The organism is Roseateles chitinivorans, assembly GCF_050632235.1.
Taxonomy (GTDB): Bacteria; Pseudomonadota; Gammaproteobacteria; order Burkholderiales; family Burkholderiaceae_C; genus Roseateles; species Roseateles chitinivorans_A.
Genome location: NZ_CP192584.1, coordinates 2,975,313 through 2,998,888, shown reverse-complemented (window position 1 = coordinate 2,998,888; position 23,576 = coordinate 2,975,313). Strand labels below are relative to the sequence as shown.

19 protein-coding genes, 1 tRNA gene and 1 pseudogene are annotated in these 23,576 nt (G+C 69.4%); 12 read left to right on the top strand and 9 right to left on the bottom strand.

The window, feature by feature from the left end; translation table 11 throughout:
* Positions 1–16 precede the first annotated feature (16 nt).
* The 5 genes and pseudogenes from ACQ859_RS13650 to ACQ859_RS13630 all read right to left on the bottom strand — a co-directional run bounded on the left by ACQ859_RS13650 (position 17) and on the right by ACQ859_RS13630 (position 5,554).
* Positions 17–268 (bottom strand): MoaD/ThiS family protein, encoded by a 252-nt coding sequence (locus ACQ859_RS13650; RefSeq protein WP_088408244.1) that lies wholly within the window; start codon positions 266–268, stop codon positions 17–19.
* Positions 269–306: 38 nt separating this feature from the next.
* Positions 307–1,543: pseudogene (locus ACQ859_RS13645) on the bottom strand (molybdopterin molybdotransferase MoeA).
* Between the two features lie 40 nt (positions 1,544–1,583).
* Entirely contained in the window at positions 1,584–2,993 is a 1,410-nt protein-coding gene (gene thrC, locus ACQ859_RS13640) for a threonine synthase (RefSeq protein WP_431266229.1), read from the bottom strand.
* Entirely contained in the window at positions 2,990–4,300 is a 1,311-nt protein-coding gene (locus tag ACQ859_RS13635) for a homoserine dehydrogenase (protein ID WP_431266228.1), read from the bottom strand. The genes thrC and ACQ859_RS13635 overlap by 4 nt, the downstream gene beginning before the upstream one ends.
* Before the next feature lie 27 nt (positions 4,301–4,327).
* Positions 4,328–5,554: a pyridoxal phosphate-dependent aminotransferase gene (locus tag ACQ859_RS13630; RefSeq protein WP_431266227.1), complete on the bottom strand. Its 1,227-nt coding sequence runs from the start codon at positions 5,552–5,554 to the stop codon at positions 4,328–4,330.
* 141 nt (positions 5,555–5,695) lie between these two features.
* Between ACQ859_RS13630 and ACQ859_RS13625 the strand changes: the two genes are divergently transcribed.
* The 3 genes from ACQ859_RS13625 to ACQ859_RS13615 all read left to right on the top strand — a co-directional run bounded on the left by ACQ859_RS13625 (position 5,696) and on the right by ACQ859_RS13615 (position 8,764).
* Positions 5,696–6,070 carry an Mth938-like domain-containing protein gene (locus ACQ859_RS13625; RefSeq protein WP_431266226.1) on the top strand — a complete coding sequence of 125 codons (375 nt, stop codon included), beginning with the start codon at positions 5,696–5,698 and terminating at the stop codon, positions 6,068–6,070.
* 172 nt (positions 6,071–6,242) lie between these two features.
* The gene (locus ACQ859_RS13620; RefSeq protein WP_067270239.1) at positions 6,243–6,722 is read left to right on the top strand and encodes a peroxiredoxin; all 480 of its coding nucleotides are present in this window, start codon (positions 6,243–6,245) and stop codon (positions 6,720–6,722) included.
* A gap of 284 nt (positions 6,723–7,006) precedes the next feature.
* Positions 7,007–8,764 carry a PhoH family protein gene (locus tag ACQ859_RS13615; RefSeq protein WP_431266225.1) on the top strand — a complete coding sequence of 586 codons (1,758 nt, stop codon included), beginning with the start codon at positions 7,007–7,009 and terminating at the stop codon, positions 8,762–8,764.
* Positions 8,765–8,871: 107 nt separating this feature from the next.
* Here ACQ859_RS13615 and mdtD read toward each other — a convergent pair whose 3' ends face one another.
* A complete protein-coding gene (gene mdtD, locus ACQ859_RS13610; RefSeq protein WP_431266224.1) occupies positions 8,872–10,335 on the bottom strand; it encodes a multidrug transporter subunit MdtD in 1,464 nt (487 codons plus the stop codon).
* 107 nt (positions 10,336–10,442) lie between these two features.
* Between mdtD and ACQ859_RS13605 the strand changes: the two genes are divergently transcribed.
* Entirely contained in the window at positions 10,443–11,294 is an 852-nt protein-coding gene (locus tag ACQ859_RS13605; protein WP_431266223.1) for an HAD family hydrolase, read from the top strand.
* Here the strand turns inward: ACQ859_RS13605 and ACQ859_RS13600 are convergent.
* Positions 11,279–13,273 carry a M3 family metallopeptidase gene (locus ACQ859_RS13600; RefSeq protein WP_431266222.1) on the bottom strand — a complete coding sequence of 665 codons (1,995 nt, stop codon included), beginning with the start codon at positions 13,271–13,273 and terminating at the stop codon, positions 11,279–11,281. The two genes, ACQ859_RS13605 and ACQ859_RS13600, sit on opposite strands and share 16 nt — an antisense overlap.
* A complete protein-coding gene (locus ACQ859_RS13595; RefSeq protein WP_431266542.1) occupies positions 13,273–15,180 on the bottom strand; it encodes a propionate--CoA ligase in 1,908 nt (635 codons plus the stop codon). Before ACQ859_RS13595 ends, ACQ859_RS13600 begins: the two co-directional genes overlap by 1 nt.
* A gap of 287 nt (positions 15,181–15,467) precedes the next feature.
* On the opposite strand from ACQ859_RS13595, the gene ACQ859_RS13590 reads away from it, so the two are divergent.
* The 8 genes from ACQ859_RS13590 to ACQ859_RS13555 all read left to right on the top strand — a co-directional run bounded on the left by ACQ859_RS13590 (position 15,468) and on the right by ACQ859_RS13555 (position 22,284).
* A complete protein-coding gene (locus tag ACQ859_RS13590; RefSeq protein WP_431266221.1) occupies positions 15,468–16,088 on the top strand; it encodes a hypothetical protein in 621 nt (206 codons plus the stop codon).
* On the top strand, positions 16,088–16,630 hold the full coding sequence (locus ACQ859_RS13585) for a C40 family peptidase (RefSeq protein WP_431266220.1): 543 nt from the start codon (positions 16,088–16,090) through the stop codon (positions 16,628–16,630). Before ACQ859_RS13590 ends, ACQ859_RS13585 begins: the two co-directional genes overlap by 1 nt.
* Before the next feature lie 165 nt (positions 16,631–16,795).
* Positions 16,796–18,172, top strand: a complete 1,377-nt coding sequence (locus tag ACQ859_RS13580) for a hypothetical protein (protein ID WP_431266219.1) — start codon at positions 16,796–16,798, stop codon at positions 18,170–18,172.
* Positions 18,173–18,275: 103 nt separating this feature from the next.
* Positions 18,276–18,350, top strand: a tRNA-Ala gene (locus ACQ859_RS13575).
* Positions 18,351–18,661: 311 nt separating this feature from the next.
* Positions 18,662–19,960: an ABC transporter substrate-binding protein gene (locus tag ACQ859_RS13570; protein ID WP_431266218.1), complete on the top strand. Its 1,299-nt coding sequence runs from the start codon at positions 18,662–18,664 to the stop codon at positions 19,958–19,960.
* Positions 19,957–20,676 (top strand): response regulator, encoded by a 720-nt coding sequence (locus ACQ859_RS13565; RefSeq protein ID WP_431266217.1) that lies wholly within the window; start codon positions 19,957–19,959, stop codon positions 20,674–20,676. The genes ACQ859_RS13570 and ACQ859_RS13565 overlap by 4 nt, the downstream gene beginning before the upstream one ends.
* Complete coding sequence (locus tag ACQ859_RS13560; RefSeq protein WP_431266216.1) at positions 20,666–21,163, top strand: hypothetical protein; 498 nt, start codon at positions 20,666–20,668, stop codon at positions 21,161–21,163. Before ACQ859_RS13565 ends, ACQ859_RS13560 begins: the two co-directional genes overlap by 11 nt.
* Complete coding sequence (locus tag ACQ859_RS13555; protein ID WP_431266215.1) at positions 21,103–22,284, top strand: ATP-binding protein; 1,182 nt, start codon at positions 21,103–21,105, stop codon at positions 22,282–22,284. Before ACQ859_RS13560 ends, ACQ859_RS13555 begins: the two co-directional genes overlap by 61 nt.
* Here the strand turns inward: ACQ859_RS13555 and ACQ859_RS13550 are convergent.
* A complete protein-coding gene (locus ACQ859_RS13550; protein WP_431266214.1) occupies positions 22,238–23,569 on the bottom strand; it encodes a sugar MFS transporter in 1,332 nt (443 codons plus the stop codon). The two genes, ACQ859_RS13555 and ACQ859_RS13550, sit on opposite strands and share 47 nt — an antisense overlap.
* Between the last annotated feature and the right edge of the window lie 7 nt (positions 23,570–23,576).

Genomic DNA, 23,576 nt, shown 5'->3' with positions numbered 1-23,576 from the left:
AGCTTCGGTGCCGGGATCAACCGCCCGTGACCGGCGGGAAGAACGCCACTTCCGCGCCGTCCTCGACAGGCGTGTCCTCGGGCAGGATCTGCTGGTTCAGCGCGCAACGGATCGCGCGGCCGCGCGCCAGCGCCTCCGCGTGCGCCGCGTCGCTGGCGATCAGCGCGTCGCGGATCGAGCCCAGCGTCGCGCCGGCATGGTGCGGGAAACGCTCGTCGGTCCCCAGGGCCTCGCGCAGCGAGGCAAAGTAGCGCACGGTGATCGTCATCTCGGGTCCATTCGTCAGAACAGCGGTCAGAACAGCGGTCAGAACAGCTCGTTGAACGGAATGAAGCGCAAGACCTGACCCGGCGTCACCGTGCTGCCCGGCAGCAGATCGATCAGGCCGTCGGCCCAGGCCGCCGAGCTCATCACGCCGGAACTCTGGTTGCCGAACAGCTGCAGCCCCCGCATCGCTCAGCTTCGCGCGCAGGAACTCGCGGCGCTTGTCGGCCTTCGTCCAGGTGAACTCGGCCGGCAGCGGCAAGGCGCGCGGCGTCAGCTGCGTCGCGCCCTGCATGCGCAGCAGCACCGGCCGCACGAACAGCAGGAAGGTCACGAAGCTCGACACCGGATTCCCCGGCAGTCCGATGAACCAGGTGCGGCCGCCGGTGCTGGTGACTTCGCCGAACGCCAGCGGCTTGCCCGGCTTGATCGCGATCTGCCACAGGTCCAGCCGGCCTTCGTGCTCGAGCGCGGGCTTCAGGTGGTCCTCCTCGCCGACGGACACGCCGCCGGAGCTGAGGATCAGGTCCGTGTCCTTGGCCGCCTCGCGCAGCGCCGCGCGGGTCGCCTCGAGCGTGTCGGGCACGATGCCCAGGTCGCGCACCTCGCAGCCCATCGCCAGCAGCAAGGCGTGCAGCGTCGTGCGGTTGGAGTTGTAGATCTGGCCGGGGCCGAGCGGCTGGCCCGGCAGCACCAGTTCGTCGCCGGTCGAGAAGAGCGCGACGCGCGGCTTCGCCGCCACCGTCAGCGCCGCAGCGCCGGCCGTCGCGGCCAGGCCCAGCGAGGCCGCGTTCAAGCGCATGCCGGCAACCAGCACCGGTTGACCGACGCGCAGGTCCTCGCCGCGCCGGCGGATGTGGAGACCGACCGTCAGCGGCCCGTTGATGCGCACCTGGCCGAGTGCGCCCGCCGTGCCCGTGGCATCGGCGATCGCCTCGCACTGCTCCTGCATCAGCACCGAATCAGCGCCGTCCGGCACCGTCGCGCCGGTGAAGATCCGCGCCGCCGTGCCCGGCTGCAGCGGCTGGGGCACCGATCCCGCGGGCACGCGCTGCGACACCGGCAGCACCGCGCCCTCCCCGCCCAGCGCGGCGACGTCGGCCGCGCGCATCGCGTAGCCGTCCATCGCGCTGTTGTCGTAGGGCGGCACGTCCAGCGGCGACACCAGGTCCTGCGCCAGCACGCGGCCGCGCGCCAGCGGCGTCGTCACCGATTCGGTCCGGCCCAGCGGCCCGACCTGCGAGAGCAGGCGCTCCAGCGCCTCCTCCATCGGCATCATCGGCGCGCGCGGTGCAGCAGCACCCGGAGCGTTTTTCAGGTCAGACATGGTCGACGATGAACTGCTTGACCTGCTCCACCGAAACCGGCATCACGCTGACGCGCTTGGGGCGCGTCTCGAGGTCGGCCAACGCGGCCGGGCGCGGCGGCACGATGCCCAGCGCTTCCTCGATGGTGACGGCGAACTTGGCCGGGAGCGCCGTTTCCAGCACCAGCATGGTCACGCCCGCTTCGCGCTTGGCGAGCGCGACCTTCAGGCCGTCCGCCGTGTGCGTGTCGATCACGACGCCGTACTGCTGATGGCACAGGCGGATCGTCGCCACGCGATCTTCATGCGTGCTGCGGCCGGAAACGAAACCGTAGCGCTCGCCGATGCGGGCGCGTTCCTCGGCGGTGATCTCGAAGAATCCCTTCGAGGCCAGTTCCTCGCCGAACAGCCGCTTCACGCGGTCGCCGTCGCGGTCCAGCAGGTCGAACACGAAGCGCTCGAAGTTGCTCGCCTTGGAGATGTCCATCGACGGGCTGGAAGTCTCCAGCGTGTGCTCGGCGCCGCGCGGGCGGTAGACGCCGGTGCGGAAGAACTCGTCGAGCACGTCGTTCTCGTTGGTCGCCACGACCAGGCGCGCGATGGGCAGGCCCATCATGCGCGCCACATGGCCCGCGCAGACGTTGCCGAAGTTGCCCGACGGCACGGTGAAGCTGACGCGCTCACCCTCGGTCTTCGTCGCCTGGAAGTACGCCGCGAAGTAGTAGACGACCTGCGCCAGCAGCCGCGCCCAGTTGATCGAGTTGACGGTGCCGATGCGGTGGCCGCGCTTGAACGCGAGGTCGTTCGAGACCGCCTTGACGATGTCCTGGCAGTCGTCGAACACGCCCTGCACGGCGATGTTGTGGATGTTGGGATCCTGCAGGCTGAACATCTGCGCCTGCTGGAACGGGCTCATGCGGCCGTGCGGGCTCAGCATGAAGACCTGGATGCCGGCCTTGCCGCGCATCGCGTACTCGGCGGCGCTGCCGGTGTCGCCGGAGGTCGCGCCCAGGATGTTGAGCGTCTCGCCGCGGCGCTGCAGTTCGTACTCGAACAGCTGGCCGAGCAGCTGCATCGCCATGTCCTTGAACGCCAGCGTCGGCCCGTTGGACAGGGCCACCAGCGCAAGACCTGGCTCCAACGGCTTCAGCGGCGTGATCTGCGGCGTGCCGAAGACGGCTTCGGTGTAGGTCCGGTGTGCGATCGCCTTCAGGTCGGCGGCGGGGATGTCGTCGATGTAGAGCGACAGGATCTCGAACGCCAGGTCGGCGTAGGAGAGGCCGCGCCAGCGCGCCAGCGTGGCGCCGTCGATCTGCGGGTACGACGTCGGCAGGTACAGCCCGCCGTCGGGCGCCAGGCCCTCCAGCAGGATGTCGCAGAAGTGGCGCTCGGTCTTGTCGCCGCGGGTGCTCAGGTACTTCACGCCAGCTCTTCCTTGCGCAGCTTCACGATCGGTGCCAGCACCGTCGTCAGCGCCTGCATCTTCGCCAGCGCCTCGCTCATGCGGCCTTCCTGCGTGTCGTGCGTCAGGATGATCAGGTCGGTCTGGCTTTCGCCTTCGGCCGACTCGCGCTGCAGCACCGCGTCGATGCTGATCTCGTGCTCGGCCAGGATGGTCGTGATGCTCGACAGCACGCCCGCCTGGTCCGCCACCCGCAGGCGCAGGTAGAAGGCCGTCTGCACCTGCGCCATCGGCAGGATGGGCGTGTCGTTCATCGCGTCCGGCTGGAAGGCCAGGTGCGGCACGCGGTGGTCCGGATCGGCCGTCGCCAGGCGCGTGATGTCGACCAGGTCGGCGATCACCGCCGAGGCCGTCGGCTCCGCGCCCGCGCCCTTGCCGTAGTACAGCGTCGTGCCGACCGCGTCGGCCTGCACCAGCACCGCGTTCATCGCGCCCTCGACGTTGGCGATCAGGCGTCCCGACGGGATCAGCGTCGGGTGCACGCGCAGCTCGATGCCCTTGTCTCTTCTGCGGGCGATGCCCAGCAGCTTGATGCGGTAGCCGAGCTGCTCCGCGTACTTGATGTCGGTCGCCTGCAGCGCGGTGATGCCCTCGACATGCGCCTGCTCGAACTGCACCGGGATCCCGAACGCGATCGCGCCCATGATCGTCGCCTTGTGCGCGGCGTCCACGCCCTCGATGTCGAAGGTCGGATCGGCCTCGGCATACCCCAGCCGCTGCGCCTCCTTCAGCACCGTCGCGAAGTCCAGCCCCTTGGAGCGCATCTCCGACAGGATGAAGTTGGTCGTGCCGTTGATGATCCCGGCGATCCATTCGATGCGGTTGGCCGTCAGGCCTTCACGCAGCGCCTTGATGATGGGGATGCCGCCGGCCACCGCCGCCTCGAAGGCGACCATCACGCCCTTCTCGCGCGCCGCGGCGAAGATCTCGCTGCCGTGCACCGCCAGCAGCGCCTTGTTGGCCGTCACCACGTGCTTGCCGGCCTTGATCGCGTCCAGCACCAGCGTCCGCGCGATGCCGTAGCCGCCGATCAGCTCGACGACGATGTCGATCTCCGGATTCGCGATCACCTCGCGCGCGTCGGACACCACCGTGCAGGCGTCGCCGACGATGCTGCGGGCGCGTTCGACGTCCAGGTCGGCCACCATCGCGATCTCGATGCCGCGGCCGGCACGGCCGCGGATCTCCGCCTGGTTGCGGCGCAACACCTGGAACGTGCCGCTGCCCACGGTGCCAATGCCCAGCAGGCCAACTTTGATCGGGTTCATCGTCTTGTCTTTCAGGAAGTCGGGAGGTCAGCGTCCGTGGCGTTTGCGGTATTGCGCCAGGAATCGCTCGATGCGGCCGATGGCTTCACGGAGATCGTCCGTGTTGGGCAGGAACACGAGCCGGAAATGATCGGGGGCCTGCCAGTTGAAGCCCGTCCCCTGGACGATCAGCACCTTCTCTTCGGCCAGCAGTTCGTAGGCGAACTGCTGGTCGTCCTCGATCGGGTAGATCTTGGGGTCGAGGCGGGGGAACATGTACAGCGCGGCCTTGGGCTTGACGACGCTCACGCCGGGGATCTGCGTCAGCAGCTCGTACGCGAGGTCGCGCTGGTGGCAGAGCCGGCCGGTCGGCGCGACCAGGTCCTTGATGCTCTGGTAGCCGCCCAGCGCCGTCTGGATCGCGAGCTGGCCCGGCGTGTTGGCGCACAGCCGCAGCGAGGCCAGCATGTTCAGGCCCTCGATGTAGTCGCGGGCATGGCGCTTCTCGCCCGACACCACCATCCAGCCGGCGCGGTAGCCGCAGCTGCGGTAGTTCTTCGACAGGCCGTTGAAGGTCACGAACAGCACGTCGTCGGCCAGGCTGGCCATGCTGGTGTGGGTGTTGCCGTCGTAGAGCGTCTTGTCGTAGATCTCGTCGGCGAAGACGATCAGCTCGTGGCGGCGCGCGATCTCGATGAGGCCCAGCAGCACGTCGTCCGGGTACAGCGCGCCGGTCGGGTTGTTGGGGTTGCAGACCATGATGCCGCGGGTGCGCGGCGTGATCTTGCTTTCGATGTCCGCCAGGTCGGGCAGCCAGCCGCTGCCCTCGTCGCACAGGTAGTGCACCGGTCGGCCGCCCGACAGGCCGACCACCGCCGTGTACAGCGGGAAGTCCGGCGACGGGATCAGGATCTCGTCACCGTCGTTGACCAGCGCGTTGATCGCCATCTGGATCAGCTCGGACGCGCCGTTGCCCAGGTAGACGTCGTCCACCGTGACGCCGCGGATCCCCTTCTCCTGCGTGTAGTGCACCACCGCCTTGCGCGGGGCGAAGAGGCCCTTGCTGTCGGTGTAGCCGCCGGCGTCGGCCAGGTTGCGGATCATGTCCTGGACGATCTCGTCCGGCGGCGTCAGCCCGAACACCGCCGTGTTGCCGATGTTGAGCTTGATGATCTTCTGGCCCTCTTCCTCCATCTGCCGCGCCTTGTCCAGCACGGGCCCGCGGATGTCGTAACTGACACTGGAAAGCTTGCTGGACTTGGCGACGGTTCTCAAGATGACTCCGGGCGAGGTTTCATGGGTTCCACCGGGGGAACGCACAGGGGAAAATCGGGCCATCGATTTAAACACAGGGTTATCGCGGGTAATCCCACGCCCGCGGGGACACACCCTCCGTCGCTGCCAGAATCACCCTCAATGAAATTTCAACCCGACCAGCCGCTCGGCGGCAACATGATTTCGGCCCACGACCTGAACCACGTCTGGGTCAACGGCGTCGAGCAGGCCCACAGCGTGCTGGTGCCGTGGCAGGGCCAGCCGGAGAACTGGGACGTCAGCCGCTTCGAGGACCTCGGCGAGGCCCACTTCGAACGCATCCTGAAGCTCAAGCCGGAGCTGGTGATCTTCGGCAGCGGCTCCAAGCTGCGCTTCGTCCGGCCCGCGCTGTACCGGGGGCTGATCCAGGCCCGCATCGGCATGGAGACCATGGACATCGGCGCCGCCTGCCGCACCTACAACGTGCTGGCGAGCGAAGGCCGCGCGGTGCTGGCGGCCCTGCTGATCGAGGCATGATGTCGACCTGAATGTGGGCCTCAGGCGCCCGCGAACCGCGCCGCGACCGCGCTCCGCCCCCTCTCCCAGGGAGGCTGCTGACTCGTCCATGTCAGAGGGGGCGAGGCACGACCCATTCAACGTATAATCGCTGGCTATGCCCACCCGGGCACATCTCTCTGAAGAACGCCACATGACGCCAGCGCTCAACAAACCCCTCCCGGACATTGAAGCTCTTGCCACGGGAGGCGTGAAGTTCACTCCCAAGGAATTCCTGGGACGGGTCGTGGTGCTGTACTTCTACCCGAAGGACAACACCCCGGGCTGCACGACAGAAGCGATGCAGTTCCGCGATCATCACAAGGAATTCGTCAAGGCCGGTGCCGTCGTGCTGGGAGTCTCCCGCGACAACATGGCCTCGCACGACAAGTTCAAGCAGAACCTGGAACTGCCGTTCGAGCTGATCGCCGACACGGAAGAGAAACTCTGCCACATGTTCGGCGTGGTCAAGAACAAGATCATGTACGGCAAGAAGGTCAAGGGCATCGAGCGCTCGACCTTCCTGATCGACGCCCAGGGCATCCTGCGCGAAGAGTGGCGCGGCCTGAAGGTCGCCGGCCACGTCGAGGAAGTCCTGAAGGCCGTCAAGGCCCTCAAGAAGGAAGCGGCCTGATCCGTCCGATCCGCGCCTGATCTTCTTCTTGCGCCCGTCATGGGCGCGGGCCGGGAGTTGTGCATAATCGGTCGCATGCCCCTGTGCCTGATCGCAGCGAATGACCTCCCGAAGACGAGCCGCACCGGCCCCGGTGCGGCTTTTTGTCTTCTGGGATCCGCACGCGAGTTCGAGGCCACCGATGCCGCCGACACCTCCGGCATCGCCAGCGCCCGTCAGGCCCGGGGCATGACCCCTGGTCCGCATCGACCCAGGCTCACCACGCAAGCCCGTCACCCCCGCACATGCCACTGCCCAAGCCTCCGACCAAGCGCGCCAGCCGCCTAGATTCCGACGCCTTCGCGACCGACCTGTCGCCCAGCAAACGCCCTCCCGCGCTCGAGGCCAGACCGTCCGCCCCCATCGCCGCCCCTCGCGCTGAACCAGCGCTCCGGGCCGATGCGCGCGCGGAGCTGCCAGCCCCGGCCACTTCAACGGCCAGCACGGCCGCCCAGGCGCCGGCGTCCAACGCCCGCCCCCGTAGCGAGCCCGTGGAAGCCCGCGGCGGCCAGTCGCCCTCGCTGGCGCTGGTCTCTCCCGCCCCGTCCAAGGCCCCGGCGAAGAAATCCGCCCCGACCCGCTCGAAGGCGCGCAAGCCGGTGGGCGATCCCAAGCTGTTCGTGCTCGACACCAACGTGCTGATGCATGACCCGATGTCGCTGTTCCGCTTCGAGGAACATGACATCTACCTGCCGATGATCACGCTCGAGGAGCTGGACGGTCACAAGAAGGGCATGACCGAGGTCGCCCGCAACGTGCGCCAGGTCAGCCGCGACCTGGACGCGCTGGCCGGCAGCCTGAAGTCGAGCACCATCGAGGAGATGTCCAAGGGCCTGCCGCTGGACCAGACCGGCCACCGCGAGGCCGGCGGCAAGCTGTTCTTCCAGACCACGCTGTTCGAGACCCCGCTGCCGCAAGGCCTGCCGCAGGGCAAGGCCGACAACCAGATCCTGGGCGTCGTCCAGGCGCTGAAGCAGCAGCAGCCGGGCCGCGAGGTGGTGCTGGTGTCCAAGGACATCAACATGCGCATCAAGGCCCGCGCGCTGGGCCTGCCGGCGGAGGACTACCGCAACGACAAGACGCTGGAAGACTCCGACCTGCTCTACACCGGCGTGCAGGCGTTGCCGGCGGACTTCTGGGAGCGCCACGGCAAGACGATGGAGAGCTGGCAGCAGGGCGGCACCACCTTCTACCGGATCAGCGGCCCGCTGGTGCCGACGCTGCTGGTGAACCAGCTGATCTACCTGGAAGCGCCGGGCGCCGCGCCGCTGTATGCCAAGGTGCAGGAGATCACCGGCAAGACCGCCGTGCTGCGCACGCTGAAGGACTTCGGCCACCAGAAGCATTCGGTCTGGGGCGTCACCGCGCGCAACCGCGAGCAGAACTTCGCGCTGAACCTGCTGATGGATCCGGACTGCGACTTCGTGACGCTGACCGGCTCGGCCGGTACCGGCAAGACGCTGATGACGCTGGCCGCCGGCCTGTCGCAGGTGCTCGACGACCGCCGCTACACCGAGATCATCGTCACCCGCGTGACGGTCCCGGTGGGCGAGGACATCGGCTTCCTGCCCGGCACGGAAGAGGAAAAGATGGGCCCGTGGATGGGCGCGCTCGACGACAACCTGGAAGTGCTGGGCCGCGGCGAGAGCGGCGCCGGCGAATGGGGCCGCGCGGCCACCAACGACCTGGTGCGCAGCAAGATCAAGATCAAGAGCCTGAACTTCATGCGCGGGCGCACCTTCCTGAACAAGTACGTGATCATCGACGAGGCGCAGAACCTGACGCCCAAGCAGATGAAGACGCTGATCACGCGCGCGGGTCCGGGCACGAAGATCGTCTGCCTGGGCAACCTCGCGCAGATCGACACGCCCTACCTCACCGAGGGCAGCTCGGGCCTGACCTTCGCGGTCGACAAGTTCAAGGGCTGGGCCCACAGCGGGCACGTCACGCTGGCGCGCGGCGAGCGTTCGCGGCTCGCGGACTTCGCTTCCGAAGTGCTCTGAGCGTCGGGCCTCCCGGCCTTCCGCGCACTCGCAAAGCCACCCTTCGGGGTGGCTTTTTCGTTGCGGCGCCCCGTTCCGCTTCACCCCCAATTTCGGGCGACAGCGCCCTACTCTTCGGGGGTCAGCTTCGACTGGACGGTTTCCTCGGCGGCGCCCTCGTCGCGGCGCAGCTGGTAGAAGATGAACGCCGCCATGGCGGCCATCGCGCCCAGCGCCAGGTAGGTGCCGTGGAACGCCGGCACGATCGCGGCGCCTTCGGTGCGCGGCAGCCCATGCGAGAACAAGAGCAGGAAGGCGCTGGACGTCGCCACGCCCAGGCTCATCGACAGCTGCATCACCACCGCCAGCAGGCTGTTGCCGGGGCTGGCAGTGCGCTCGTCGAGGTCGCCCAGCGTCAGCGTGTTCATCGCGGTGAACTGCATGCTGTTGACCATGCCGAACAGCCCGAGGTGGATCGCCAGCCACACATGCCCGACGCCGCGCGGGATCAGCGCGAAGCTGGCGATCAGCACGCCCAGCAGCAGCGTGTTGACGATCAGCACGCGGCGGTAGCCGGCGCGCTTGATCAGGCGGATCGCCAGCGTCTTGGTGAACATCGCGCCGAGCACCGACGGGATCATCGACAGCCCCGCCTCGCTCGGCGAGAACCCCAGCCCCACCTGCAGGAACAGCGGCGTCAGGAACGGCGTCGCGCCGCTGCCCAGCCGCGCGAAGACGTTGCCCAGCAACCCGATCCGGAAGGTCGGCACGGCGAAGAGCGCGGGCGTGAAGAGCGGCTCGTCGGTACGGGGCGCATGCAGCCAGTAGGCCATCATGCAGGCCACGCCGGCGATCAGCATCACGAAGCACACGGCGACGCTGACCATGTGCTCGCCGAAGCCCTGCAGCGCCAGCGACATCAGCATCAGCCCGACGCTGAACAGCCCGTAGCCGCCCCAATCGAAGCGCTTGCCGATGGGGCCCTTGATCTCCGGCATGAAGCGCCGGCAGGCGAAGGCGCCGGCCAGGCCCACCGGCAGGTTGATCAGGAAGATCCAGTGCCAGCTGACGAACTCCACCAGCACGCCGCCCAGCGTCGGCCCGAGCAGCGGCCCGAGCAGCCCCGGCAGGCTGATGAAGGTCATCACGGCGAGGAACTCGGCCTTCGGGAAGGCGCGCAGCACGACCAGCCGCCCGACGGGCACCAGCAGCGCGCCGCCGACGCCCTGCACCACCCGCGACGCGACCAGCACATGCAGGCTGGGCGAGACCGCGCAGGCCAGCGACCCGGCGCTGAACAGCCCGATCGCCCACAGGAAGACGGTCCTCGTGCCGAAGCGGTCCGCCAGCCACCCCGAGGCGGGGATCAGCAGGGCCACCGTCAGCAGGTAGGCGACGACGGCGGACTGCATCCGCAGCGGATCCTCGCCGAGGTCCCGCGCCATGCCGGGCAGCGCCGTGTTGAGGATGGTCGTGTCCAGCGTCTGCATGAAGAACGCCAGCGCGACGACCCAGGGCAGCCAGCGGCGCGTGGCATCGTCGAGGATCGGACGGCCGAGCACGTCGAGCGGCGTCGTCGAGGAGGAAGGCATGGGCGGCATCCGGCAAGTATCGGACCCCGGCGGCGTAGGATGTGCGCCTGTCGCGGCACGCGGTGGCGCCCCGCCACCGATCCCCTTCCGCGCGACGCCCAGGACCCATGCGCTTCTACGTTTCCGATCTCGACGGCACCCTGCTCGACCCGCAGGCCCGCCTCTCCGACGCCACCCGCGCCGGCCTCACCGAACTGCTGGCCGAGGGTCTGGCCTTCACCGTCGCCAGCGCGCGGCATGTGGTGTCGATCGCCCGCATCCTCGAGGGCCTGCCCATCTCACTGCCGGTCGTGTCGTCCAACGGCGCCTACATCAGCGACCTGCGCACCGGCCGCCACGAGCTGGTCAACGCGATGGAGCCGGCGTTGGGCCAGGCCATCTTCGCGCTGGTGCGGCGACATGGCCTGATGCCCTTCATCGCGACGCACGGCGCCAAGGGCGACCAGCTCTTCTGGCAGGAGGTGCAGAACGAAGGCCAGCAGCGCTTCGTCACCGAGCGCCAGCGCAACGCCGATCCGCGGCTGCGCCACGTCGACCGCCTCCAGGACCAGCTGGACGATCCGCTGGTCACGCTGCTGGTGGTCGGCCTCGCCGAGCCGCTGGAAGCGCTGCAGGCCGAGATCCTGGCCACCTGCGGCGACCTCGTCACCACGCATCTGGCCGAGGACCTCTACATGCCGGGCTGGCCCTGGCTGAACGTGCACGACCGCCGGGCCAGCAAGGACCAGGCGATCGCCACGCTGGCGCAGCGCTACGCGCTGCACGAGCGCGAACTCGTCGTCTTCGGCGACCAGGTGAACGACCTGACGATGCTGAAGTCCGCGCATCACGCCATCGCGATGGCCAACGCCAGCGACGACGTGAAGCAGGCCGCGCACCGCATCATCGGCTTCCACCATGAGGACGCCGTGGTGCAGTTCATCCGCGACGACTGGCGGGCGACCTACTTGCGCAAGTAGTCGTAGAACGCGTTGGCGTTGGAATCGCGGCCGAGGAAGTCGCGCACCAGCTCCGGCGCCGGCTTCTCCGCGCCGCGCGACAGCACCGCATCGCGATAACGACGGCCGACAGCGGCGTCGAGCTTGTCCGCCGCGAACGGCGTGCGCAGGTCCATCGCGACGACCAGGCTCCACAGGTAGCCGTAGTAGCCCGCGCCGTAGCTGCCCGCGATGTGCGCGAAGCGCGACGGGAACATCGTGCCTTGCACGTGGCCCAGCGGCGTGTCGCCTTCCATCTTCGCCCACAGCGCCAGCGGATCCTGGATCGCCGCGCCGTGCAGCGCGAGGTCATAACTCGCGTACAGATGCTGGCGGCCGAACTTCGTGCCCTTGGCGAAGTCGCGCGCCTCGCGGGCCTTGCCGACGAGCTCCTCCGGCACCGGCTTGCAGGACGGGCAGACCTCGGCCATCAGCTGGAGCACCTTCGGGTCGTAGACCCAGTCCTCGAGCATCTGCGACGGCGCCTCGACGAAGTCGTGCATCACCGCCCACTGCCCCAGCGACACGTCGCGTGTGGTGGCGAGGTTGTTGTGGACCGCATGGCCGAGCTCGTGCAGCAGCGTCTCCAGCTCGTCCAGCGACAGCCCGCCGCGATCGAGGTTCACGACCAGCGCCGCGGCCGGATGGCGACCCAGGCGCGTGCTGCTCGATCGCAGCGGCCAGACCGCCGCGTGGTTGTATTTTCCGTCGCGCGGGAACGGGTCGACGTAGAGCGTGCCGAGCGCCTTGCCCGTGGCCGTGTCGCTGACCACGTAGGCCTTGACGTCGGGATGCCAGAGGCCGGGCTGCGACACCGGCGTGTGGGTCACGCCGAGCAGCCGGTCGACGACGCGCAGCGTGAAGGCCAGGCTCTCCGCAGGCGGGAAGTACGGCCGGAAGGCTTCCTGGTCGACGGTGAAGCGCTGCTTGCGGATGCGCTCCGCGTAGTAGACGCCGTCCCATTGCGTCACCGTGGTGGTCTCGACGGCGGTGCCCAGGTGCGTCGCCTTCGCGCGGCGGAGCTCCTCCAGATCGGCGCGTTCGCCCTGCTGCACGGTGCCCTTGACCTCGGCGAGGAAACGCGTCGCTGTCGCGGCGTCCTTGGCCATCTGGCGGCGCAGGTTGAAGTCGACGTAGTTGTCGTAGCCGAAGAGCCCCGCGTATTCCTTGCGCAGCGTGATGACCTCGGTGAGCAGCCGGAGGTTGCCCTCGCCGCCCTCGTTGGTCTTGGCGCGCCAGATGCGCTCGCGCGCGGCGCCGCTCTCGGCGGTCTGCATCAGCGCGGTGTAGGTCGGGTTGTCGACGCCGAGCAGGTAGCGCCCCTGCTCGTCCTTCGGCTTGTCCTTCCAGACGCCGTCGGGCACGCCGCGCAGTTCCTCGGCGGTGAACGCGACGCGGATGTTGGCGTCACGGATGGCCTTCGAGAACTGCTGGTCGAGCGCGGACAGCCGGTCCAGGATCTGCTTGGCGCGCGCCCGCTTGTCCTTGGACAGGCCGACGCCGCTGTCCTCGAACATCCCCAGCGCGTTGCGCTTGAGTTCGCGGTCGATCGCGTTGGCGGCGGGCGCGGTCTTCAGGCCGCGATAGAGCTTCTCGTTCTGAGTCAGCGCGGTCTGGAAGTCGGTCCAGCGCAGCGCGCACGCCTGGGCGGCATCGCGCACGGACTTGTCGGCGTGCACGTTCTGGACGAAGTCGATCGGGAAGCGCGCGTCCTCGTGATGCGCGATCACCAGGTCGTAGGCCGCGAGCCAGCCCTTGTCGACCTTGCGCTTCGCCAACTGCGCGACCTCGCGATTCAGCACCTTCAGGCCGGCGTCGCAAGCCCGGTCGACGGCCTTGCCGTCGGCGAAGCTGGGGAACGCGGGCGTGGGCAGCGCGGGCGGACGCGCTTCGGATTGAGCGAACGCCGGCGCGGCCAACAGCGCGCAGGCAGCCAGGATCAACGCATTCGCTTGCCTCATCAGGACGTCCCCTTCATCAGGTCGTGGATCTGTTGCAAGGCGGCCGGATCGTCGAGGGTGATCAGGTCGCCGGGATCGCGATGTTCGCAGACGGCCTGGATGGCGCGCCGGAGCAGTTTCCCGGAGCGCGTCTTCGGCAGCAGCGCCACGAAGCGCACCCGCGACGGCCGCGCCACCGCGCCCAGGCGCTGGTCGACGCGCTTCAGGATCTCGCCCTCGAGCGCCAGCGCGTCCTGCGTCGTGGCGGCACGCGCGGGATCCTTCAGCACCGCGAAGGCCATCGCGACCTGACCCTTCAACTGATCCGCGACGCCGACCACGGCCACCTCCGCGACCGCCGGATGGCCGGCGATGCACTCCTCGATCTCGCGCGTCCCGAGCCGGTGACCGGCGACGTTGATGACGTCGTCGCTGCGGCCCAGGATGAAGTAGTAGCCGTCCTCGTCGCGCAAGGCCCAGTCGAAAGTCGAGTACACCTGCCGGCCCGGCACGCTGTCCCAATAAGTGCGGACGAAACGCTCGTCGTCGCGCCAGACGGTCTGCATGCAGCCGGGCGGCAGCGGATAGGCGATCGTGAGCAGGCCCTTCTGGTTGGGCGCCTCCAGCACCTCGCCGGTCCGTTCGTCCAGGAGCTGGACGCGGTATCCGAACATCGCCACGCCGGGCGAGCCGAACTTCGGCTCAGCGGGCTCGACACCGCGCGCCAGCGTCAGGATCGGCCAGCCCGTCTCCGTCTGCCAGTAGTTGTCGACGATGGGCTTGCCGATCGCATCGGCGATCCAGCGCGCGGTCGGCTCGTCCAGCGGCTCGCCGGCGAGGAACAGCGCGCGCAGCGACGACAGGTCGTGCCGCGTCAGGCAGGCGGGGTCCTGCTTCTTCAGCACCCGCACCGCGGTCGGCGCGCTGAACATCACCGCGACACGGTGCCGCTCGACGAGCTTCCACCAGATCGCCGCATCGGGGCTCACCGGCGTGCCCTCGTACATCAGCGTCGCCATGCCCGCGATCAGCGGGCCATAGACGATGTAGCTGTGCCCGACCACCCAGCCGATGTCGCTGGTGGAGAAGAAGGTTTCGCCCGGATGACCGTCGTAGATGTGCTTCATGCTCGCGGCCAGCGCGACCGCGTAGCCTCCGACATCGCGCTGCACGCCCTTGGGCCGGCCCGTCGTGCCGCTGGTATAGAGCGTGTAGCTGATGGCGTCGGACGGCAGCCACTCGCAGGGCACGCGGGTGCCGAGCAGACGCTCGCGCTGAGCGGCATAGTCCAGGTCGCGCCCCTCCACGCGCTCGAACGCGCTGAGCCCGCGGTCGACCATCAACACCTTCGCCGGCTGGTGCGCGGCCAGGCGGATCGCCTTGTCGAGCAGCGGCTTGTAGGGCACGACCTTCCCGTTGCGGCTGCCGGCATCGGCGCTGACGATCAGCACGGGCTCAGCGTCGTCGATGCGGTCGGCCAGCGCATGGCTGGCGAAGCCGCCGAACACCACCGAGTGGATCGCCCCGATCCGCGCGCACGCCAGCATCGCGAAAGCCGCTTCGGGAATCATCGGCAGGTAGATCAGCACACGGTCGCCGACGCCGACGCCCTGCTCGCGCAGCATCGCCGCCATGGCTTCGACCTCCTCCTTCAGCGCAGCGAAGCTGAACACGCGCTCCTGGCCGACCTCGCTCGACACCCAGATCAGCGCCGCATCGTCCGGCCGCGTGGCCGCGTGACGGTCGACCGCGTTGTGGCACAGGTTCGTTCGCCCACCGACGAACCAGCGCGCGAACGGCGGACGGCTCGTGTCGCAGACCTGATCGAACGGCTGCGACCAGTCGATCAGCGCCGCTTGTTCGGTCCAGAAGCCTTCCGGGTCGTCGATCGAACGCCGGTACATCGCCGCATAGCTGTCGGTCATCAGGGTCTCCTTGGATCTCAGGATTGAATGCGCGAATTCCGCACGGATCCTCGCATCGGGTGCTGTTCTGAAACTTTCGTTCACAGCCTCGCGCCCAGGGGCTGTGGTCCAATCCGGGTTTTCCTGGGAAGGGTCTCGTGGCCACGCCCGGACTTTCCCTAGCCAAGCGCGGTCCTGCGGGGATTCGCGCTTGACCGGTACGGAGATGGTGCCTAGTCTCCGCGCCCAAGAACGATGACAACTGCTCGCCCTTCCCGCTCCGCCCCCGACACAAGAAGCTCCAGCGCGCCATGGCCGCACTGGGGCTGATTTGCGTCTTCGCGGGTGGTAGTTGCTGGGCGCAACAGTCGACCTCGTCCACCAACGAGCCGCACGACAAGCCGAAGGCGCAGGCCAAGGCCGCGCCGTCGAAGGCCGCCGCCAAGCCGGCGGCGAAGAAGTCCGCGGACGCGAAGCCGGCGGCAAAGGCCTCGAAGGACGCGAAGTCCTCGAAGCCGGTCGCGGCCAAGGACGCCGGCAAGGACAAGAAGGCCAAGGCCGACGAGGACAAGTCGCCGGCGGCCGAGACCGTCGCCGAGAAGTCCGTGTCCGACAAGGGCGTTGCGGACAAGGGCGCCACCGACAAGACCGTGTCCGACAAGGCGATCGCCGACAAGGTCGCTTCGGTCAAGCCGGAGGCCAAGGCCGCCGACAAGCCGGCGAAGGCCGACGCGAAGGTCGCGGACACCAGGGCCGAGGTCGCGCCGCCTGCCGGCACGATGATGGGCGCCTACGGCCAGAGCCTGATGCGCTCGCCCGCCGGCGCCGCGGCGGTCGCGACGACCGTCGCTGCCGCGGGCACCGCCGCCGCGCTGGTCGCGCCGGCCTCGCCCGCCACGACCACGCCCCCTCGCTGCCGCCGACCGCCCTGATGGGTGCGGCCGCCGGCAACGCGAACGCCAGCGAATCCGTCGCCCGTTTCCTGCAGCAGCGCGGCATCGTCGCGCAGGCTCAGCAGTCGCCGGCCTCGCCGGACGCCGCTGCGCCGGGCCTGCTGAACCGGGTGCGCGACAACGCCTCGGACCTGGTCCTGTCGGCGATGAACTTCCTGGGCGTGCCGTACAAGCGTGGCGGCAACTCGGTCAACAACGGCTTCGACTGCAGCGGCTTCACGCGCCACATCTTCGAGATGAGCGTGGGCCTGGTGCTGCCGCGCCGTGCCGACGAGCAGGCCAAGCTGTCCAGCCTGGTCCCGATCAAGAAGGAAGACCTCAAGCCCGGCGACCTGGTCTTCTTCAACACGATGCGCGCGACCTTCTCGCACGTCGGCATCTACGTCGGCGAAGGCAAGTTCATCCATTCGCCGCGCGTCGGCGGCGCGGTGCGCGTCGAGGACATGCGCGAAGCGTACTGGGCCAAGCGGTTCACCGGCGCGCGTCGCGCCGATCTGAACCAGGCCAATCCGGGCACCTGATCCAGGATCCGGCGCGGGCCACCGAGCCCGCCGACGCCACCCTGCCACGGGCCTCGCACGCCGCACCGATGCGGCCCTCATGAAGACAAGCCCTGACACGGCCGCCGGTTGATCCCGGCTATGCTGCGCCCCAGCGCCGTCCGTCGCGATCTTCCGCGATCCACCTTGTCCGCCGTCCTCGATCCCGCCCAGACACCGCTGCACCGCGCCCCCGACCAGATGGGGCAAGCCCTGCTGCTGGCCGTTCTGCTGCACGTGCTGCTGCTCGTGGCCATCGGCAACGCGCCCGGCGGATCGGCGAAACCCGGCGAAGGCGCCTGGGGCCCGCTGAACGTGAGGCTCCAGGGCGATCGCTACGAGCCCGGCTCCGGCGAACCGGCCGTCGTGCTGCCCGAACGGGGACCGGTCGGCGAGGCGAAACAGCCGCGCTCCGGCGGCGCGGTGCGCGAGCGCCCGCCGACGCCGGAAGAACAGAAGACGCCCGGCGCCGCGCGCCAGGGGCAATGGCGGCAGCAGCCCGGCGACGAGTTGACCGGCGATGCGCCTGCCGATCGCAGCGCGCCACCGGCCGCCGCGACGCCGGCCCCCGCGCCGAATCCCAAGCCAGCGCCGCCTGCGCCGACACCCGTCCTCGCGCCGACGCCGGCACCCACACCGGCGCCGACCGCAGCGCAAACGCCCTCGCCTCTGCCTGCGCCGGCACCCGCCGTCGTGGAGCCAGCGCCGGCAGTCACGACGCTGACCACGCCTGTCGAATCGACAGTGGCAGCGCCGACGCGCATCGCTCCAACCGCTCGCGAGACGGCCCCCGCGCGTCCCACGGTGCCGACGGAGGCCTTGCAGGCGCCGTCGCCGACGCTGCAGTTGCCGGAGCGTCCCGCGCCCCTCCTGAGCGAGACGCCGACGACGGTGAGACGCATCGACCGCTCGCCGATCGAGCGGACGCCGACACCGCCCGTCCCGACGGAACTCAAGGCCCCCGCCGAGCTGCCACCGCTGACCGCGGCGCCCGCGGTGGCCCCTCAACCTGCGCCGACGCCGACACCCGCGCCTCCGGTGGCATCACCTGCCCCCACGCCTGCGCCCAGCCTGGCGCCGACGCCGCCTGCCGCTGCGACACCGGCACCCAGCCCCACGCCTGCGCAGCCTCGGGTCTCCACGACGCCGTCCCCGACGCCGACACCCGCCAATCGGATTTCGCTCGACGGCTCGACGACGCCCACGACGACGCAACCCAGCGTCGGCGCCCCCGACGCGGGCGCGCGCACCGGCCACGACGTGGCCACGCCCGCCTCGACGCCGCCGAACGCACCCAAGCTGAACCTCGACATGAACGCCGCGCGTGGTCCGATGCGGCCCCGCGGGACGCCCTCCGGGGTGATCTCTGCGGTACCCAAGCCGCCCGAGGACAAGGACGCGCTGGCCGAGAAGATGCGCGAGGCCGGTCAGCAGGAATGCCGCAAGGCCTACGCGGACAAGGGTCTGCTGGCGGTGGTGCCGCTGGTGCGCGATGCCGCGCGCGACAAGGGCTGCCGCTGGTGAGTCCGGCACGCGCCGCCGCCGGTGCCAGGTGTTGCGCGAACTCCATGCCCGCCGCCGACTTGGCGTTTGCCGTGAAATCTCTGCTATAGTCGATGTCTTCGTTGGGGGGTAGCTCAGCTGGGAGAGCGTCGCGTTCGCAATGCGAAGGTCGGGAGTTCGATCCTCCTCCTCTCCACCAACAGATCCGGAAGGGGTCGCACCGAAAGGCGCGACCCCTTTCTCTTTGGTGCGCCCTCTTTGGTGCGCCCTCTGGTGCGCCAGCTTCAGGATCCGACCGTTCCCTAGAGAACCGCCGGCGCGCACCGGGCTCGACAGCCGAACTTCCTTTCGCGCACCCGACGCCGCCGGCTCGCGGTAAAGCCCCAATCGCCATCCGGCGCACCGCTCAAGACAATCCACGCCTCCCTGCAGCTGGCGGCGTCCTTGAGTCACACAACATTACAGCGGTCGTACAAAACGCAAGGTTGGCCCTGCCGTGCCACCCGCAAGATGCGACGCATGGTGGCGTTGGCGGTGTTGCCCTGGAGTTGCGCGGTCCTGGCGGCCGGACCGACCGCGCCCGCCCCTTCGGCGGAGGGCGCCGGTGAACTGAACGTGCTGCACTGGTGGACGTCCGCCAGCGAGCGCGCCGCGGCCAACCACGTCGCCGCGCGCATGGCCGAGAACGGCCTGAGGTGGGTCGACGGCGCCGTCGCGGGCGGCGGCGGCGGCCCGGCCATCAAGGTCCTGAACGAACGCATCCTGCGCCGCATGGCGCCCCAGGTGGCCCAGCTCAACGGCGCATCCATGAACGAGTGGGCCGACATGGGCCTGCTGCTGGAACTCGACGGCGTGGCGGCCCGGCGCAACTGGTCCTCGGTCATGTTCCCGCAGGTCATGGCCCAGGTCACCGTGCGCGGCCACATCGTCGCGGCGCCGCTGGGCATCCAGCGCATCAACAACCTCTATCTGAACAAGGCGCTGCTGAAGCGTCACGGCATCGAGCCGCCCAACGACTGGGACGGCCTGGAACGCGCCGCCGCCAGGCTGCGCGCGGCCGGCATCACGCCGGTCGCCTTCAGCGACGAGCCCTGGCAGGTGGCCACCGTCTTCGAGGCCCTGCTGCTCAGCGAGGCCGGCCCGGCGCTGTACCGCCGGATGCTGGAGCAGCGCGACCTCAGCGCCTTCGACGATCCGGCGCTGGAGCGCGCGCTGAAGCGCCTGCGCAACTGGCGCAACCTGGCCCTGCCCGCCAGCGGCGCGGCGCCCGGCGAGCGGCCCTGGACCGAGGTCGTCGCCGACTTCGCCAACGAGCGCTCCGCCATGATGATCATGGGCGACTGGGCCCGCGGCGAGCTGGGCACGATGGGTCTGGAAGGCGAGCGCGACTTCACCTGCAAGGCCGTGCCCGGCACCGCCCAGGTCCATCTCTACAGCATCGACACGCTGGCCATGCTGGCCGGCAACGGCGGCAGCCAGGCCGACCAGGAGAAGATGGCCGAGCTGCTCGGCAGCGCCACGCTGCAGCTGGGCTACAACCGCATCAAGGGCTCCATCCCCGTGCGCCGCGACGTGCCGGTGGACGAGCTGGACCCCTGCGCGCAGGCCTCCTTCCACCTCTTCGCCAACCCCGCCACGCCGCGCGTGCCCAGCCTCGTGCACCGCATGGCCTTCGGCGAGATCGGCAAGAACGCCATCATCGAAACCGTCCACCGCTTCGCGCTGGACCCCAGCCAGACGCCCGCCGCCGCCCAACGCAAGCTGCAGGGCCTGCTGCGCGCGCTGAGCCCCAGGAAAGCCGCCCCATGACCCCGAGAAAAATCCTGATCGTCGACGACGACCAGAAGATCCGCAGCCTGCTGAAGACCTACCTCGAGAAGAACCAGTACGAGGTGCTGCTGGCCCACGACGGCGCCAGTTTCATGGCCGAGTTCGAGCGCCACCGCGACGAGATCAGCCTATGCATCCTCGACGTGATGCTGCCCGACACCGAGGGCTTCACGCTCTGCCAGTCGGTGCGCCGCCGCTCCGAGGTCGCCGTCATCATGCTGACGGCCAGCGCCGACGAGACCGACCGCATCGTCGGCCTGGAGCTGGGCGCCGACGACTACCTCGGCAAGCCCTTCAACCCGCGCGAGCTGCTGGCGCGCATCAAGGCCATCACGCGCCGCACCGGCCAGGAGAAGACCCGGGAGCCGCGCTACTACGCGTTCAACGGTTTCACGCTGGACCTGCTGGAGCGCAGCCTCGTCGACCCCGACGGCACGACCACGGCACTGTCCGGCATGGACTTCCAGCTGCTCAAGCTGCTCGTCGAACACCCCGGCGAGGTGCTGGACCGCAGCCGCCTGGCCGAGGTCACCCGCGGGCGCGACCTGGGGCCGCTGGACCGCTCGCTGGACGTGCAGGTCAGCCGCCTGCGCCAACGCCTCCAGGACGACGGCAAACAGCCCGCGCTGATCAAGACGGTACGAGGCTCCGGCTACGTGTTCTCGACGACCGTGACGCCGCGGCATGCGCCGTGAACCCGTCTGGCAGCGCGCCCGCAAGTTCCTGCTCGACAGCCTGCAGGGCCGCTTCGTGCTGGCCATGCTGGGCGGGCTGGCCCTCGTGCAGCTCACGGTCAACCTCGTCTGGTACAGCCAGATCGAACAGCGCGTGCGGCGCCAGACGGAGCAGGCCGCCCATCACGTGACCAGCGGCGCCATGGGCGCCGTGCGGGCCCTGCGCGAACTGCCCGCCGCCTACCGGCCGCTGCTCATCGAGCAGCTGCGCACCATGGGCGGCACGCGCTTCCAGGTCTTCTTCAACAACGCCGCGGTGACGGTGACGCCGTTGCCCGGCCAGCCCATGGCGCGCCTGCTGGAGCAGCGGGTCACGCAGGAACTGACGGCGCAGCTCCCCCGGGCACGCCGGTCCACGTCGCGCTGGCCTCGCCCATCGGCCTGGCGGTGGCGCCCAGCGGCGCGCTGCTCAGCGACCTGCCGGAGAGCTGGGTGGAGCCCTCGCTGATCGCCGCCGAGCGCCCGGCGCCCTTCCTCGTCATCCAGGCCGAGACCGAGCCCGGGGTGTGGCTCTACCTCAGCAGCACCCTGCCCGATCCCTACTACCTGGAACAGCTGGAGTTCTTCACCTGGCAACGCCTGACCCCGCAGCTGATCGCCCTGGGCCTGGCGGTGCTGCTGACCTTGATCGCCGTGCGCGCGATCACACGGCCGCTGGCGGGCCTGAGCCAGGCGGCCGCGCTCGTGGGCCGGCGCGTGGCGCCCAAGCCGCTGCGCGTCAGCGGCACGCAGGAGGTGCGCCAGGCCATCGAGGCCTTCAACGACATGCAGGAGCGCATCCGCCGCTACATCGGCGACCGCGAGCGCCTGTTCGCCTCCATCTCGCATGACCTGCGCACGCCGATCACGCGCCTGCGGCTGCGCAGCGAACTGCTGGACGACACCGCCGTGCAGGACGAGTTCCATGAGGACCTCGACGAGCTGGACATGATGGTGAAGACCGCGCTACAGATCGTGAAGGACACCGACATCCACGAGAACCGCGCCCCGCTGCGCATCGACCTGATCCTCCAGAAGATGGTGCGGGACGCGCGCATGGGCGGGCACACGATCGAGCTGCAGAACGAGCCGCTGACCGTGTTCGGCAAGCCGCTGGCGCTCAAGCGCGCCCTCGGCAACCTGCTGGACAACGCGATGTTCTACGGCGATGTCGGGCAGGCGGTGGAAGTCAGCGTGGGCAGCGACGAGGCAGGCCTCGTGCTCGTCACCGTGCGTGACCGCGGGCCCGGCGTGCCCGACGGCGCGCTCGCCCTGCTGGGCCAGCCCTACACGCGGCTGGAACACGGCGCCAGCCTTCGCAAGGAAGGCCTGGGGCTGGGGCTGTCCATCGTGCGCGAGATCGTGGCCGACCACGGCGGCACGGTGCGTTTCCGCAATCATCCGTCGGGGGGTTTGAGGTCCGCGTTGCTCTCCCTGCGGGCTGAGCCCTCGCTGCCGCTCGCACCGCCGTACTGCCGCCGCCTCTGGCCCTCACCCCCGCCCTCTCCCGCAAGCGGGAGAGGGAGCAAGGAGGACACCGCGTTCACCAACGCCGGAGGCGGCTGCCGAACAGGGCGTAGAGCAGGATGAGTCCGTACCAGGGCAGCATGACCCAGTAGCCGAGCTGCGGGCTGGTCACATCGGCCAGATGGCCGTAGAGCATGGGGATCAGCGCGCCGCCGGCGATGCCCATGATGAGCAGCGCCGAGCCGGCGGCCGTGTACTTGCCCAGGCCCTCCAGCGCCAGCGGCCAGATCGACGGCCACACCAGCGCGTTGGACAGGCCCAGCATCGCCAGGAAGAAGACCGTGTCGGGCACGGTGGGCACCCCCGCCCAGCCCAGCAGCGCCTGCGAGACGCCGAAGGACGTCGGCGACGACAGGGCGACCCCGAGCACGAACGCGATGCCGCCCGCTCCCGACAGGATGAGCGCGGTGCGCTGGGACATCCACTTCGGGATCAGGGCGACGCCCAGCAGATAACCCAGCACCATGAAGCCCATGGTGTAGGACGTCAGCACCCCGTAATGCGCCACCCCCAGTTCACGACCGTAGAGGCCGATGGTGTCGCCCGCGATCACCTCCACGCCGACGTAGCCGAACAGCGCGATGGCACCGAGCACGACCTGCGGATGCTGGAAGACGCCCCAGCGCTTCACGCCTTCCGGACGCGTACCCGACGGCGCCTCGTCCTCGTCCAGATCGGGCTCGCGCAGCGACGAGAAGTGGATCAGGGCCATGAAGACCAGCAGCCCCGCCGCCATCACCGCGTAGGGCACGACCAGGCGCTGCGACAGCTCGTTGCGCAGCGCCTCGCGGCCGGCGGCATCCAGCGCCGCGAGGGCCGGCTCGGAGAAGCGCTCCATGCCCGACAGGATCAGCGCCGAGAACACCAGCGGCACGACGATGCCGGCGCCCTTGTTGAACAGGCCCATGATCGAGATGCGCATGGCCGCGCTCTCGCGCGCGCCGATGCAGACGATGTAGGGGTTGATCGCCGTCTGCATCAGCGTCATGCCGCTCGCGAGCGTGAACAGCGCGGCCAGGAAGATCGCGTACTGGCCCGAGCGCGCGGCCGGGATGAAGGCCAGCGCGCCGATGGCCATGACGCCCAGGGCGGCCGTCATGCCCTTCTTGTAGCCGATGCGAGCCAGGACGGCCGCCGACGGCAGCGCCATCACCGTGTAGGCGATGTAGAAGGCGAACGCCACCCACAGGGCCTGGAAATTGTTCAGCTCACAGACGATCTTGAGGAAGGGGATCAGCGAGCCGTTCAGCCAGGTGACGAAGCCGAGGATGAAGAACATCAGCCCGATGAAGATCATGGGCAGCAGCACGCCTTGACGTGCCGGGGATGCGAGGGTGGTGGTGTGCATGCGGAGA